Origin of the sequence: Aquamicrobium defluvii, from assembly GCF_004363725.1 — a bacterium.
In the GTDB taxonomy this organism is placed as follows: domain Bacteria; phylum Pseudomonadota; class Alphaproteobacteria; order Rhizobiales; family Rhizobiaceae; genus Mesorhizobium; species Mesorhizobium defluvii.
The window spans coordinates 90,408-103,919 of record NZ_SNZF01000013.1; the positions used below are offsets into that span (position 1 = coordinate 90,408).

The window sequence follows — 13,512 nt, forward strand, 5'->3', positions numbered from 1 at the left end:
GCTATAGCCCGAACCTTTGCTTCACCATCGCCGCCTTCTCGGCAACGATCTGCTGCCAGCGCTGGGCGACAAGATCGACCCATGGGCGCGGCGAGCGGCCATTGGCTCCACGATGCACGAACAGTCCATATCGGGCCGTGTAGCCGAGATAGATCGTGTCTCCGAGTTCGGCGCCAGCGATGACGAGGATCACATCGCCGGTGTCCGCATTGACTGCTACGCCCGGATTGTCGCGGACCAACTGCGGCATAGCGTCGGTCGAAGCCATCAGTGAGGCGCGCAAGAACCCCGTCCGCCGATAGTTCGGCGTCTCCGGCGTGTCGTAGACCATCTCCGTGATCTGGTCGTTCAACTGTTTGACCAGTTCCTGGGCGGCTTCGCGGAAAACCGCTTCCTCGGCTTCCTTCACGCGCCGGGTCCAACCCTCGATCGTCGCAGCGAAGGTGTTAGCCACCCGTGCGCTCCCTGTATCGGCGCAGGGCCTGGCCGGTGAAATCGATCTGGTAGTCTACCGAGCATTTGCAGCCGATGGTGTGCCGCGCCGGCAGGTTCGGATCGTGCGGCCCGTCACACTGGAAACCGTCCGGCAGAACAAACTTCGCCCTGAACGGAATGGCGGGCTGGGACGCCATCGCCAGATGCTCGAGGCGTGGCTCCCGGCTGACCGTCCGCCGCCATTTCTTGGTGACGAGATCGGCATCGAGCTTGCCGTCATCAATCTGCTGCTGGAACGCATCGCGCTTCGACCGGGCCAGCGCCGAATGCGTCTCCAGAATGGAAATCGTGTCCGCCCGGTACTTCAGCGCCTTGTTGGAATAGAGCCTGGCAATCCGTTCGGAATCCTCCGGAGCAAGCCCCTTGCCCTCGCGGATCGCCTTCAGGACCGTCCTGTCCAGCCGCTTATCGCGGTTGGCGAAGGTCAGATAGTCTCGCATATAGGCCACGTCGCCCCCGCGCATGGCGCGCTCGATCCGGGCAACAGTTTCCATCTGCGGACGAGACAGACCTATCAGACCTCCCTCACGGCGTCCGGTGACGCGGTTCACGCGACCGGCGATCAGCCTGCCGGCATCATATGGCGATTGCCCGCGCGAGAGGTTATCGACCAGCACGTCGCGAATGCCCTCCCGCGCCTCGGTGACGATGCCCGTGACCAGCCGCGCGGCGTGATCGCGCATGGCCTGTTCGGCCGGCAGATTGCGCACGCCCCACGAAAACACAACGCGGTTGCCCGAGGGGTCCCGCAGCGACGGCATGCTGTCCACCGTGGCAATGCCGCCGGCATGGTATGCCTGCAAGAGCGACTGCTCGAATTTGGCGAAAACACCGTCCTCGATCCCGAGATCCGCAACCACGCCGGCCACGTCGCCGCGCTCCAGTCGCTCGACGATGCGTTTCAGGACGATGTTCGACCGGATGCGATCAATCGCCTCGATCCAGGCAAGCCGAACCTGCGGATCGAAGTCGGCTGCGACCTGCTCGAGCAATTCACGGGCGGAAAGGCGCTTGAGCATCTATCAGCCTCGAATGATGAACTTGTGTGCGGCCTTTACGCCCGCGCCCGGCACCGGCACGCGCTGCAGCGTGGTGAACGGCAGGCCATCGACGTTGACGACGTCCGGCACGGCTAAATCAAACGGCACGATGGTGTTCGACGCTACCGGGTCATCTTCGCCCGTCTGCGTCGATATCAGCGCCATCCAGTCGGCACAGATCAGCATCTGATCGGACGCGAGGATCGTGGTGCCGTCGACGAGTTCCTTGCTGACACCAGAGATCGCGCCGCGCAGGAGGTAGGTCTTGAGCGTCTCTACGCCTTCCCACGGCTCCCACGTGGGCCAATCCGGGGGCATCGGCTCTTGCTCAATGCGCTCCACGGTGATGACGCCCTGCCCGAGACCGCCGGCACTCTCTGGCGCCAGCAGTTCACGGGCCATGTCGGCCATTTCGTCATAGAAGCCGGCCATCACACCCTCAAGAGATCGACAGACGCGCCGCCAGCACGAGACAGAACACAGCGCAGCGCATCCTCGACGGCCATCAGAACCGGGCGCATCGCGTCGGCCGCACCTGGAACGCCGTCACTCGGGCCGAAGAACTCGCGCTCGATCGTGTCGACCTTCTGCCGCTTGACCAGCCGCCCCGGCGTCACCGCAGGTGATGATGACCCCGGCTGTAGCAATTCCGCCAATGCAATCTCATAGGCCGCGTTGACGACTTCCTGAGGGATTTCATCGCTCGGTATGTCTTCGCTTGCGCAGTGGTCGTATGCGCCTGTTCTGGGCCACGCCAATGCCTGCGATCGGCCTCCTGTCTTACGGCCGGCAAAGCGGTCACCATAGATGCCATCCAGAGCAGAGCTTGCGCGGACAAGGGCGGCAGTGCGCTGCGCATCAGTGACGCCAGCAGCTGACCAAGCGGCGTTGCCGCGCGCCTCATGGTAGGCCAATGCGCCGGGAAGGTCGCCGTAGTGATCGGCCATTGGTCATTCCTCGCCAGCCGCCACGGCGTTCAGCGCGTTGAACTGCTCAACCAGCTTTGCCCTGCCGAGCAGGTGGTGCGGCTTCTGGCCGGTGGCGGCTTCGATGGCAGAGCGCAGATGATCATCGCTCAGCCCTTCGCCGCTGTCGGTGCCGAGTTCGATCTTTTCCGGCTCAGCCGGCTTTGCATCGGCAGGTTTGAACCTTGCATCGATGATCTTGAAGCCCTTGGCGTTCAGTTCCTTCTTACGCTCCAACGAAACCGGGTGCGGCTCGTAGGCGATCTTGTCGAGTTTGACCTTGCTCATTCTGGTTTGCTCCAATGTCGGACCGGGTGCATCGGCATCAGTCGAGCCGGTCGCCAGCCAATCGGTTGTCGGGGTTCCGAAGAAATGCGCGGTCCAGCCGCTCATGGATCTGATGCGGGCGCGGTATTCAGACCGAAGCGCTTCCCACACCGTGCGATACCCGCCAGCTGCTTCCCACTGGACGGCATCGAAGAAATGCGAACTGCGAACCAGAGGAATGCCAGCAAGCACCACCCTGTCGGCTCCCAGATCGATCAGCGCTGCCTTTGCCGTAAACAGCCCGGACGATCCGCTGTCGCCCTGCCCCGGGAACCGGAATTCGACCAACTCGGCCCATATCGGCGGATAGTCTCCGTGAACGAGGTAGCGCGCTGCATCTGCAAAGCCGTTCGCGCGGCGCTGATCCCGCCAGCGAGTGATATGTTCGGGGTGCAGCGTAACCCACGCGTCCAGCCTGCCCGGCCAGATCGCACCCACGTCATTGCATGCAACGATGAAATCAAAATCGGCCAAGTCCAGCGCGGCGGTCCATTCGTCTTGAACGCCAGCCGCGCCGCCAAGGCAAAGTGCAGTTTTCATAAATCCCCGACGACTATGAGGGGATATGAAACTCCCCGTATGCTTTCGCTGCGGCTTCGTTACGCGCCGCCAGCGCCGCATCCTTCGTATCGAAAAGACCTAGATGGATCGTCCGCCCATCCTGCGCGATGTAGGCACGCCACTTCCCCGTCTGCGCATGCCAGCCGACGCCCGTGTGTCCGCTGCTATTGTCGGACCTCATGCCAATGTTGCGCATGTTGTCGGCCTTGGAAGCAGCCCGAAGGTTCGCCCACCTATTATCGGATCGATCCGCATTGGCATGGTCGATTTGCTCGGCCGGGAATGAGCCGGTCATATAGAGCCATGCAAGCCTATGGGCGAAGTATCTGACCCCATCGACGCCGATCAGGCGGTAGCCGAGCGCACTACTCACACTGCCGGCAAGAGAGCCTGCCGGTGCGCGATTTGACGTGCATACCAGCCAACGAAACTCGCCGGCCTCTGGATCGTATGAGAGAACTTCCTTGAGACGAGATTGCGTCAGCGATGGACGCGCTGTATTTCTGGCCTTAGCCACCTCGAACCTCCAATGTTCGGGTTATGGTTAGAGCCGCCAGAGGTCTGCAAACCAATGGCGGCTCGTTGATTCTAAAGGCTTTCAGCCCTTATGCAAGGCCAACGGCCAAGGTTCCTGCGGTGTGCTTCACCGAGGACGCAACGAGGTCCCAGTTGGAGCCAGTCGCGAGCTCAGCATCCGAGGGGGATTTGCCTCCGTTGGCTTCATCCCATGTGAAGCCTTTAAGCCCGAGGCCAAAGCTGTAATCCAGCTGCAACGTGGTCTCGATGCGCTCCTTGCCGTTGCTCGTCTCAATATTCGAGATGATGTCGCGGCTGTCGGTCACGGTCGCCGCACCAGCGACGAGGGACAGGACACGGCGCTTGGCGGCGACAACCGGCGAGGTCGTGGCGGCCGAGTAGAGCGCCGGAGCATCGGTCACGACCGACACGCGGCCCAGAATGTCGACAACGCGGACGTTGCCGGCCTGGAACAGCGTGTTCGAGTTCGCTAGGTTCTGACCGATGAAGTTGTGATAGGCAACACCATCCATGACCTGAGCAACGATCAGGCTGGAATGGTCGCCGAACTTCGCATGGCTCTCGTTCACGGCGAGGTAATCGACCCGCTTGGCGCCGGAGCCGGTCGAGACATCGACCGTGGTCGCTGCACCCTGATTACTGATCGCGGCCACAAGCGCGGCGATAGCCGTGTTCAGCTGGTCCTGAAGCAGCGCCTCGGCGAAGTTGCGGGATGCGACCTCGACGCCCTCGGCGGTCGGCTTGTTAAGCCATGTCATCTGCGACGGCTCGTAACGAACCGGGCCGAAGCCGCCGGCCACCTTGACCGAGGAGTGCTTGAGCTGCGTCAGGTCCGTGGGCGAAGCCGCGGCATTGGATGCATAGCGGTCCACACGGCGACGGGCCGAATGGATAGCGGCATAGAACGATTCCTGAAGGAAATCGCCCTCGAAGCCCTCCGTGGTCAGGCGGATTGCACCACCCGAAGCCCCGTTGAACTTGTCGACCATCTGCGCCAGCGTCTCGATCGTCGCCGGCATGAAGTATTTGTTGAAGACCTGCATCTGCGAAAGCGACATGGCTCTCTCCTTTCGTGTCAGTGAGTTGAGGAAGCGGGCATCGCCCAATGCCCGCGCCTCTTCGAGGACACGGGACCGCAGCTTCAGGCGCCGCGAGCCTTAGTTGCCGGAGAGTTCCGGGAATTTGTTGGCAATGGCCTTGGTGCGGGCGTCGCGGTCACCGCCGAAGTCACCGGCCGGAACCTTGATGCCGCCGCGCCCGCCGCCGTTATTGCCCTCGCCACCGGGCCCGGACGGTTTGCCGAGATAAGCCTTACCCCTGCCCCCGGCCCATTCCTTGACGAAATCGGTCACAGGCACGTCACCCAGATCGGTTTCCACAATTGCCGAGCGGCTGCCGTCATCGGCCTTCTGGACCTTCACATTGCCGCGCAGGCTCGCGAGAGCCCCGTCGAGGAGGTCGGGATTCACGCCAACGTCCAGAAGGGCATCCTTCAGCCCGCCGTCGATCAGCGTGCGATCGATATAACCGTCGCGTTCACCGATCAGGGCATCCTTGTCGGCCAGGTCCTTTGCATGCTTCGCCTTCAGAGCCTCTACGGCCTTGGCGTGCTGATCCTTGAGCGCCTGGATCGCTTCGTCGGGTTTACCGCCCTCCCCAGCCTTGAGCCGCGCCCATTCGTCGGCGTCGAAGTCCTCGGGCAGCGCAGACACACGGGCTTCAAGGTCATCGACCTTCGCCTTGTATTCGTCGCGCTTACGCTTGTTCTCGTTGTTCGCGGTGATGACGCCGCGCACCTTGGGATGGTTGTCGATATCCTCGATGTCGAGGACGTAGACGGTCTTGTCGCCCGCCTTCTGCTCCATATAGAGCGAACGGGTTTCCTCGGGCAGATCGTCGATCTTTTCGAGCAGTGCTTTGAGGCCCATCGGGCTTTCTCCTGTGCTGAAAGCCGGCATCGCCGGCATGAAAAACCCGCCTCGATGGGCGGGCGATGAAATTACTGCTGTTGTTCAGGCTGTCGGTTCGGTGGGATCAACGAGGCCGATTTATCCTCACGCTCGAACTCATCCTGATCGATCATTTCCAGTTCTTCCTCTGGCGTCCGGTCCTCGGGGATCACGCCACCCTTCTGGAGCCGGGAGAACGCCGACCGCCACGAGTAGGCGCCGGCCTGCCACCCGCGCACGATGGCATCGATCTCCTGTGCCGTAACCGTATGGTCGAAGAAATCGACGTTCGGCGTCACGACAACCTTGTTCGGGTCCTCGCCCATCCACACAGCCAAGTTCTTCAGCGCCTTTTCCAAGCCGGCCGATGCCGTGAGCAGCACCGTCTTCAGCGTCGACGTCTGGTTGCCGAGCCGAAGCTTGATCGCTTCGCCCGATTCCGCGGTGCGCTGCGTGTCTGCCAGCAGGTTCGCGCCGAAGATGACGGCACGATCGAGGCTGGACTGAATTGCCTTTTCCTGCGCCGCAAGGCCGGGGCCGGAGAACTCCAGATACTTCGCGTCGCCGCCGGCCGGGAGTATCCAGAGTTTGGAAGAGCCGAGCGTCGTCGGCGCCCTCCCTTGCTTTACGGCCTCCTTCGGATCATCGAAGCCGATCGCCACGGGCGTCGGCTCGGACGTCATGTGCAGCGCGAAGGTATAATCGGCGTCGAGCCTGTAAACCCGCACGGCAAGCTTGGCGAGGCCATACAGCGGCACATCGTCAGGATCCGGCGTCAGGTCGCTTGTGCCGACAAAGATGAAAGGCAGTTCGTCCAACGGTTGGCGCTTGCGATTTGCCGCCTCGACCGGCTCATCAACCTTCCACGTCCCGCCGGTCTTTGTCCATACGCGGGCCATGTAGCGGCCGTTCTCGACATAGCATTCGCGATATTGCTCGAGTGTGGACCAGTCGCCAGTCGACCGATCCAGAACAAGCCGTGTTTCGTTGAGCATCAGCCAGTCAGGCCGCTGCTCATCATCCGTGTCCCAGTTCGTGATTGCCTCGGTGATGTATCCGGCGAGATACGGGCTTCCAGACTTGGTGACGCCCGGCAATATGCCATAGCGCCCTGTCACCATCTGTTCTGTGATGATGCGCCGGTGGAGGGCATCGAGCGTCAGACCGTCGCGCGTCGCCATCTCGCGTAGCGGCTCCAGTCCGGCTGGCAGTTCGATCTTCGCCGGATCGTCGAGCATGGTACCGACCGCACCCCGAACCGTCGGCGCAAGCAATTCTGGGAACTCGGCACGAAGCTTATACGCCTCATAGGCAGCGGCGCGCAGTTCCGGGTTCTCGATAGCCCTCGTGCCCGACTTCATCGGCAGGTACTTCTCGCCCGCCTTCTTGATATCGTCCTCGCCGGCCATGGCATCGCGCATGAGCTGCCATGACGGCAGGTATTCCTCATACGCCGGATGCCGGGAAGTCGGATCGAAAGCCATCAATAGAATCCTGTTTCGACAACGGCGGCTTCAGCATCCACGCTCAAGGCTAGTTCGTTCAGCGCATCAGCGAAGGCATCGACCTGATCGTCATGCTGCCCGTTCGGGAAGGAGCAGAGTTCATCGAGGAACGGCTCATTCCACGGGGCGCGGATCAGCTTTACGTTTCCGGCCTCTGCCTGGGCCGATGCCGGGGTGGCTCGCGTGGCCTTGTCGCCCGAAACCGGCTGCACCTTCACAGAATAGCCAGCCAGCAGCTTTACCTTGGTCGCAGCATCGGCCTTGCCGGCCGCGCCCGGATCCTGCGGCATGCGGATACTGACGCCCAATCCGTCCTGCGTTGCCGCATTCTTCAGGTTCTTCTCCACGTCGGACGGCGACCATCGGTCCCGCCTGATATCCTCGACGTAGAAAATACCGTCGGCGTAGGCCATCTTCAGGCCCACGGTCCAATCCGGCTGCTTGCCCGGTTTTGGCTTTGATGCCGCGAAGTCCCACGCTCTGCACCGCTTCGCTCCGGCCGGCACCGCATCGACGATTTCGAAATCGCCACGCTGGAACATGCCGCCGGATCGGGGCGCCGGCCTCTGCTGGAACTGGCCGGCAACGGCGTATGAGCCGAGCGGTATTTTGTCGCGCTCGACCACATGGCGCGGGAAGCGCTCGGGAAAGAGCAATTCCCCATCTTCCTTCCGCGGATCGACAAAGCCGATCGATGTTCGGCACTGGCGCTCCGGCTCATACTCCATTGGGAGCATCAGGTGTTCATAGCCGAGCCCGAGCGACAGTATCGTGCCTGACACATCGCCCTCATGCAGGCGCTGCATAATGACGATGATGGCAGACCGCTCCGGATCGTTCAGACGAGTCGGGACCGATTCCCGAAACGTTCGGACGGTCGAGAGGCGATCCGCCTCGCTCTCGGCACCATCGACCGAATGCGGATCGTCGATAATCAGCCTATCGCCACGACCGCCAGTGAGCCGCGAGAACGGCACACCCTGCCGAAACCCGGTCCTGGTGTTGGCAAACGACCGCTCACCCGAGCGCGTCAGCTTGACCGTGTCGCCCCACAGCGCCTGATACCAGTCAGAGGTGACCAGATCACGCATGCGGCGGTTGTCGCGGGTCGCATAGTCCTCGGAATAGGACGATCCGATGATGCGCAGCGCAGGCCGGCCTTTCGGACCCCATTCCCATGCGGGCCAGAAAACGCCAGTGATCAGCGATTTCATGGTGCCGGGCGGCACGTTGATCAACAGCCGGTTGATCTGGCCGTTCGTCACCGCTTCGAGGTGATCGCAGATCGCATCGATGTGCCAGCCGTGCACAAAAGTGCTCGACGGCTCTACGACCGACCACGCCTCCCTGATGAAGCCTTCAAGTGTCTGGCACCGCGCCCGGATGCGCTCGGCATCCTTGGCAATGCGCTCGCGTTCGGCCTCAGCCGCCCTCTTCTGCCTCTGCTCCGCCAGTGCCGCCGAAAACGCCAATCCGCTGGAGGATCGGATAGGCACGTTCAAGAATGGCAAGTTCATCTTCGGTCAGGCCGTCCAGATCCTTTGCCGTGATCGTCACCACCTGCACCGACCCGCTGAGTCGGCGGTTTTCAACGCCGAGCCCAAACAGCTTGGCCTTGCCCATGGTGGCCTGCACCGCGGCAGATGTCTGCCTCTCGGTCAGGGCCAGCGCGCGGGCTTCCTCAAGCTCTCCGGCCAGGCTCTCGACGGTCACCTCGACCTTTTTGGCGACCTTCTGCTGAAGCTCGGCGACGCGGGCGGTGACGTTACCCTTTGCTACCAGCCGCGAAGCATGGGAGCGGTTCGGCTTATACCCAGCGTCCGCATATGCCTCGATTGCAGTCTTGCCCTTTGCGAGCGACTGCGCGAATGCTTCATGCCTTGGGTTTGGGAGAACAGACATGACAACACTTCAGATTTTGGCGGCGGGATCCGGCTTTATCTCGGCCGGGCTATGGTTTTGGGCGTCTGTTCTGAACTTCCCAGCTCCTGCTGCCTATTTGAGCGGGGCGCCCGATCATGTTCTAAAGCGCATCAAGTTAATCGGACGTCTCAACGCCGGAGGCGCGGCGTTTGCAGGCCTTGCGATCACCCTTCAGTCGATTGTCTCGCTGAAATTCTGACGCGACCGATGGAATCCTGCTGATGTAGTGCTCTACCTTGAGATGCCGCGCACTGCCTTGGCCAGGCGGGCTTTCGGCCCGCCGGCCGGGTGGCTCAGCAGATCAGAACTTGGCGTCTACGCGAGGGGAGGAACGCGAAATGCGTACCATGGGTTTTTCGTGATTCGACGGCCCGGCGCCATTTGTCCGGGAAATGTCCGGGAAATGTCCCGGTTTTGTCCGCTAAATTTCTCTTGACAGGATTTGCGGCTCTACCCGTTTTGGGCCTGTTTTCGCTTGGCAGCCTCCCGCTGGCGGCGTCTAGCATTTCTCTTCGCTGCCCACGTAAACTCCGACGCTGACACTTCGACTGAGCGATCCCCCGTGCGATCACTTTCATAGCGGATTTCGATGCTGGCTATTGCGTCAGCCGCAGCCCATCTGTCGATCCCCTCGATGTCGTTCGCACCTGTTGCGATGGTAGCCAAAACATCGCCCAAATCCTGTCCTGACAGCAACCCCTCCGGCAGTGCGCTGAAGGTATGCAGGCGATCACTCCCGCGAACCGAGAGGAATATTTTCTCCAACGCGCGATTTTTTCGCTTTAAGCCGGTGGTCTGGCTGATGCCCTCGATCTGCTTGCACCAACGCCGAAAAGCTTTGCCCCCAACCTTGGAATGCAGCCACCCAATGAGGGCGCGACGTTCCTTCTCATCATCTACCAGCATGATCCAACCGTGCACAATCTGGGCGCGCGACATCTCTGCCGGCGTCGGATCGCGATCGAACTGTTCCCAGAACTCGCGGCTGAACTGGCCTTTCGGACCGTATGGGTCGGCATCATCCGCGGCAAGTTGGCATTTCCTGTCGCCAATCGCCTTTCCCCACCCTGCCCTGTCAGCAAAATCATGTTCGTAGGGAATTTGCTGTGCGCGCAGACGAGGAGGCCCGATATGCTCGTGCATTTCACGGTCGAGGCGCACGGCATCGACGAGCAGGTCTTTGACCGTCCTGATGCTAATCGTTCCGATGGTCATTTCCGCCTCAGATCATCGAAGAGGTCGAGTTGGTCGGCAAAGGGACCGAACCGGCGATAGATGCGCTCATAAATCATACCACCAAGTGCGGCGCGTTGTGAAACATGGCCGCGAAGCTCCTGGGCGACGAACTGCAGGTCACCAGCCGGTATCTCGTCCCATAGATCAAGCCACTCTCCCGCTCGGTCCTCGATGATCGGCTGGCATTTGCGCACCATGTCCGACGCCATCCACAGGCCAACCTCATCCAGTAGGATCTTGTTGTTGGCGGTTTCGACCAGCGTCGTGAAAACGAGCCGGATATGATCCTCCCCGAACCGTCGCCATATCCTGTCGATGGTAGCGATTGCGCGGGTTTCTCCTGGCCCGGGATATCGGTGCTTGTGCACGATCCGGACGCTGAACTCATCGCAAAGGCGCTGGACATGGGAGGGCACGTCCTTCATCGGCGCCGCCTCCGCTCGATAACGATGGTGCGACCGGCGCGCTCGATCGATGCTGGCCCCGATGTTCCGAATACGCGCTCGCGCTCAGATCGCAGGGCTTCGTCTTTCTGGGAGCGCCATGCGCGAATGCCAAACGGATCGGCATCGACATGGATAAGTGCTGGCTGGTTGGCCGGCGACAGAGCCTTGCGTCCCTGCCGCAGGGCTTCGGTAGCTGTGGCGAATTTCTTCGGCTTGCCGGCTTCGTCGACAAGGAATTCGTCCGGCCGGCCGGGCGCATGGAATACCGCGCAGTAGCGGTCACCGAAGGGCATAGTCGAGACACGGACGGTCATAGCTGGATGCTCTCGTCAAGCAGGTCGCGCTCGCCCAGCGACAGGGGCGCGACCTGATTTGTCTCGGAAATGTCCCGGGTTTGTCCCGGGAATGTCCTATCCGGGAATGTTTCTGGGAAACCTCGGATTGGCTTTCCGGTCCACCAAAGGAGCCCGGTCTTTTCGCTCACGCGCTTGAAGGCGATCACCTGGTGCTTAATAAGGTAGTTGGTGTTGCGCTCGAACGCCTTTCGGATCTTGACACGCGCCGCAGCCTTGTCGCTCTCGCTGGCGTCCATCTCGACGGCAACGTCGAGGAAATGACTGAAGTCGACGACGTGCTTACCGACCGCCTCGGCGGGGCCCTCCTTCGCGTCAGCGATAAACTTGCCGTAGCGCTTGATGGCCCGGAACATCGGGATAAGCAGCGCTTCCTCGCTCGGCCGGACCGAATAGCCAAACTGCTGCTGCTCCTTCTTGAGTGCATCCTTTTCGGAGACCGTGAGCACGACACAGCTCGTGACCTCCCGATCGGTCTTCGGATTGGTGCCCACGACGACAGACGCCAGCGTGAACGGTATCTTGATGCCGTCCTCGTCGTCCTTCTGCTTGGCGAGGCGCGCGGTCCGGATCTTCGTCGTCTCGTCGGCCGTCACCACAATGACCGTGTCGACATTCGCGTGGATTGAGGTGTGACCGCGCAGCTTCTTGCCGTCGGCGTTCATATGGTGGACGAGGCAGACGTGGATGCCGCACTCCTCTTCGATGCGGGCGATGTTGGCGAGTACCACCGACATATCCTTGCCGCTGTTTTCGTCGGCGCCGATGGTGGCCGTGGCGAGCGTATCGATGAACACGACGCGCAATGGATGCTCCATCGTCAGCTTGATCGCCTTGATGGTCGAAATAAGCCTGTCGGTGTCGCCGTCGCGGGCGAAGAGGTCGACCTTCGCCGGCAGAACGACCAACGGAACATCCTCGTCATCCGACACCTGAAAATGCTTGCGGTAGGCCTTCTGGCGCTTCTTCATTCCGAGCCCGCCCTCACCAGCCTGATAGATCACGCCGCCACGCTCGACATGCCGACCGAAGAACTCCTGCCCGCGGGCGATGCAGTAGGCTGCATGCAGGGCCAGGAACGACTTGCCCGATCCCGAGGGGCCGCCGATGACTGATCGCCCGCGCGTCGTGAGCAGCCCGTCGATCAGATAGTCATAGGCGAGAGAAGGACCGTCGATCTCGTCATGATAGTAGGCACCGAACTCGCGCGGCCGCACCGGCGTCCATTTGGTCGCCTTCTCCACCAATTCGCTGAAACCATCAGCGGTCCCGCCAGCCTGATCCTTCCAGTCGGTGATGTCCGCCTTGACCGGCGCATCGGGCCAGTGGAGCGAGATGTCGAGAACACGAACGGACTTCGCCCGGCCGGATAGCCCGCCGCCGCGAATCAGCCCGCGCTGCCGGCCGGCATCGTCATTGTCGGGCAGGATGACGACATCGGCGCCGGCGAGGTCGTCGTCGAACTGCTCGCTCCAATACTTTGCGCCTCCGGCGTTGGTGGTGGCCGTGAATCCCCATGCCCGCAGGGTCTCGACGTCCTTTTCGCCCTCGCAGAGATAGACCGGCCGCCCATCGGCCTTGGCTTTCAGGACCTCGTCGCGGTGGTAGAGCCAGCGGACCGCATCATCGAACGTCTCTTCCGCCTGATAATGCTTGCCTTCCTTGGCCTTGAACCAGTCGCCCGACTTCACCTGCCCGTAGGTGCCGCCCTGCAATCCCCATATCCAACCCTTCCCGGCCGGATGCTTGCGGCGCTGCATGTAGCGGCGCGGAGCGGTCTTCGCGAATTTCAGGACCTCATAGGCCAGCCGCCCCTTGTCATCGAAATACTGGAATGTGGCGACGGGCCATGTGTCCATGAAGCCCGCAAACTTCCCTTGTGGCGATCCAGCGTCTTGGCCATTGGCATGTTCATTCTGCCGCTCTCGACGTTCAATGTGGCCCTGCTCTTGCAGCCATTCGACGGCTTCGATCTTGGTATACCCGCGATACGATTGGAGAAGGTCCAACACGCCGCCACCGGTGCCGTCCTCATGATCTTGATAGACGCCCTTGACGCAATCGACAGATACGCTGCCGTTTTTGCCCCATCGCCATTCCCTGCCGGGCGACGAAAGCGCGCGGTTAGGCTCCCCCAAGAACTCGGGCAGCACGGCCAAGGCGACCGCTTCCATA

The 13,512-nt window shown here is 61.6% G+C and carries 16 protein-coding genes; 1 reads left to right on the forward strand and 15 read right to left on the reverse strand.

The window, feature by feature from the left end; all coding sequences use genetic code 11:
- Position 1 precedes the first annotated feature (1 nt).
- The 11 genes from DES43_RS11735 to DES43_RS11785 form a co-directional block, all read right to left on the reverse strand.
- Positions 2–454, reverse strand: coding sequence for an HK97 gp10 family phage protein (locus DES43_RS11735; protein WP_133675342.1), 453 nt, complete (start codon positions 452–454; stop codon positions 2–4).
- Positions 447–1,514 (reverse strand): head morphogenesis protein, encoded by a 1,068-nt coding sequence (locus DES43_RS11740; RefSeq protein ID WP_133675344.1) that lies wholly within the window; start codon positions 1,512–1,514, stop codon positions 447–449. Before DES43_RS11740 ends, DES43_RS11735 begins: the two co-directional genes overlap by 8 nt.
- Positions 1,515–1,517: 3 nt before the next feature.
- Positions 1,518–1,967 carry a hypothetical protein gene (locus DES43_RS11745; RefSeq protein ID WP_133675346.1) on the reverse strand — a complete coding sequence of 150 codons (450 nt, stop codon included), beginning with the start codon at positions 1,965–1,967 and terminating at the stop codon, positions 1,518–1,520.
- Positions 1,967–2,482 carry a DnaT-like ssDNA-binding protein gene (locus DES43_RS11750; RefSeq protein ID WP_133675348.1) on the reverse strand — a complete coding sequence of 172 codons (516 nt, stop codon included), beginning with the start codon at positions 2,480–2,482 and terminating at the stop codon, positions 1,967–1,969. Before DES43_RS11750 ends, DES43_RS11745 begins: the two co-directional genes overlap by 1 nt.
- A 3-nt stretch (positions 2,483–2,485) precedes the next feature.
- Positions 2,486–3,448, reverse strand: a complete 963-nt coding sequence (locus tag DES43_RS11755; RefSeq protein WP_133675350.1) for a hypothetical protein — start codon at positions 3,446–3,448, stop codon at positions 2,486–2,488.
- Positions 3,381–3,905, reverse strand: coding sequence for an HNH endonuclease signature motif containing protein (locus DES43_RS11760; RefSeq protein ID WP_208110837.1), 525 nt, complete (start codon positions 3,903–3,905; stop codon positions 3,381–3,383). Before DES43_RS11760 ends, DES43_RS11755 begins: the two co-directional genes overlap by 68 nt.
- An 88-nt stretch (positions 3,906–3,993) precedes the next feature.
- Positions 3,994–4,983, reverse strand: coding sequence for a major capsid protein (locus tag DES43_RS11765; RefSeq protein WP_133675352.1), 990 nt, complete (start codon positions 4,981–4,983; stop codon positions 3,994–3,996).
- Positions 4,984–5,082: 99 nt separating this feature from the next.
- A complete protein-coding gene (locus DES43_RS11770) occupies positions 5,083–5,853 on the reverse strand; it encodes a hypothetical protein (RefSeq protein WP_133675354.1) in 771 nt (256 codons plus the stop codon).
- Between the two features lie 71 nt (positions 5,854–5,924).
- On the reverse strand, positions 5,925–7,283 hold the full coding sequence (locus DES43_RS11775) for a DUF4055 domain-containing protein (protein WP_166647739.1): 1,359 nt from the start codon (positions 7,281–7,283) through the stop codon (positions 5,925–5,927).
- A 74-nt stretch (positions 7,284–7,357) separates the two neighbouring features.
- The gene (gene terL, locus DES43_RS11780) at positions 7,358–8,896 is read right to left on the reverse strand and encodes a phage terminase large subunit (RefSeq protein WP_208110838.1); all 1,539 of its coding nucleotides are present in this window, start codon (positions 8,894–8,896) and stop codon (positions 7,358–7,360) included.
- Positions 8,802–9,281 carry a terminase small subunit gene (locus DES43_RS11785; RefSeq protein ID WP_133675358.1) on the reverse strand — a complete coding sequence of 160 codons (480 nt, stop codon included), beginning with the start codon at positions 9,279–9,281 and terminating at the stop codon, positions 8,802–8,804. The genes terL and DES43_RS11785 overlap by 95 nt, the downstream gene beginning before the upstream one ends.
- Here DES43_RS11785 and DES43_RS11790 point away from each other — a divergent pair.
- Positions 9,280–9,501: a hypothetical protein gene (locus DES43_RS11790; RefSeq protein WP_133675360.1), complete on the forward strand. Its 222-nt coding sequence runs from the start codon at positions 9,280–9,282 to the stop codon at positions 9,499–9,501. The two genes, DES43_RS11785 and DES43_RS11790, sit on opposite strands and share 2 nt — an antisense overlap.
- Before the next feature lie 251 nt (positions 9,502–9,752).
- Here the strand turns inward: DES43_RS11790 and DES43_RS11795 are convergent, their stop codons facing one another.
- The 4 genes from DES43_RS11795 to DES43_RS11810 are packed head-to-tail and all read right to left on the reverse strand — an operon-like array spanning position 9,753 to position 13,490.
- The gene (locus DES43_RS11795; protein ID WP_133675361.1) at positions 9,753–10,517 is read right to left on the reverse strand and encodes a hypothetical protein; all 765 of its coding nucleotides are present in this window, start codon (positions 10,515–10,517) and stop codon (positions 9,753–9,755) included.
- Positions 10,514–10,963, reverse strand: a complete 450-nt coding sequence (locus tag DES43_RS11800) for a hypothetical protein (protein ID WP_245514566.1) — start codon at positions 10,961–10,963, stop codon at positions 10,514–10,516. Before DES43_RS11800 ends, DES43_RS11795 begins: the two co-directional genes overlap by 4 nt.
- Positions 10,960–11,298, reverse strand: coding sequence for a hypothetical protein (locus DES43_RS11805; RefSeq protein WP_133675362.1), 339 nt, complete (start codon positions 11,296–11,298; stop codon positions 10,960–10,962). Before DES43_RS11805 ends, DES43_RS11800 begins: the two co-directional genes overlap by 4 nt.
- The gene (locus DES43_RS11810) at positions 11,295–13,490 is read right to left on the reverse strand and encodes an AAA family ATPase (protein WP_245514570.1); all 2,196 of its coding nucleotides are present in this window, start codon (positions 13,488–13,490) and stop codon (positions 11,295–11,297) included. The genes DES43_RS11805 and DES43_RS11810 overlap by 4 nt, the downstream gene beginning before the upstream one ends.
- Between the last annotated feature and the right edge of the window lie 22 nt (positions 13,491–13,512).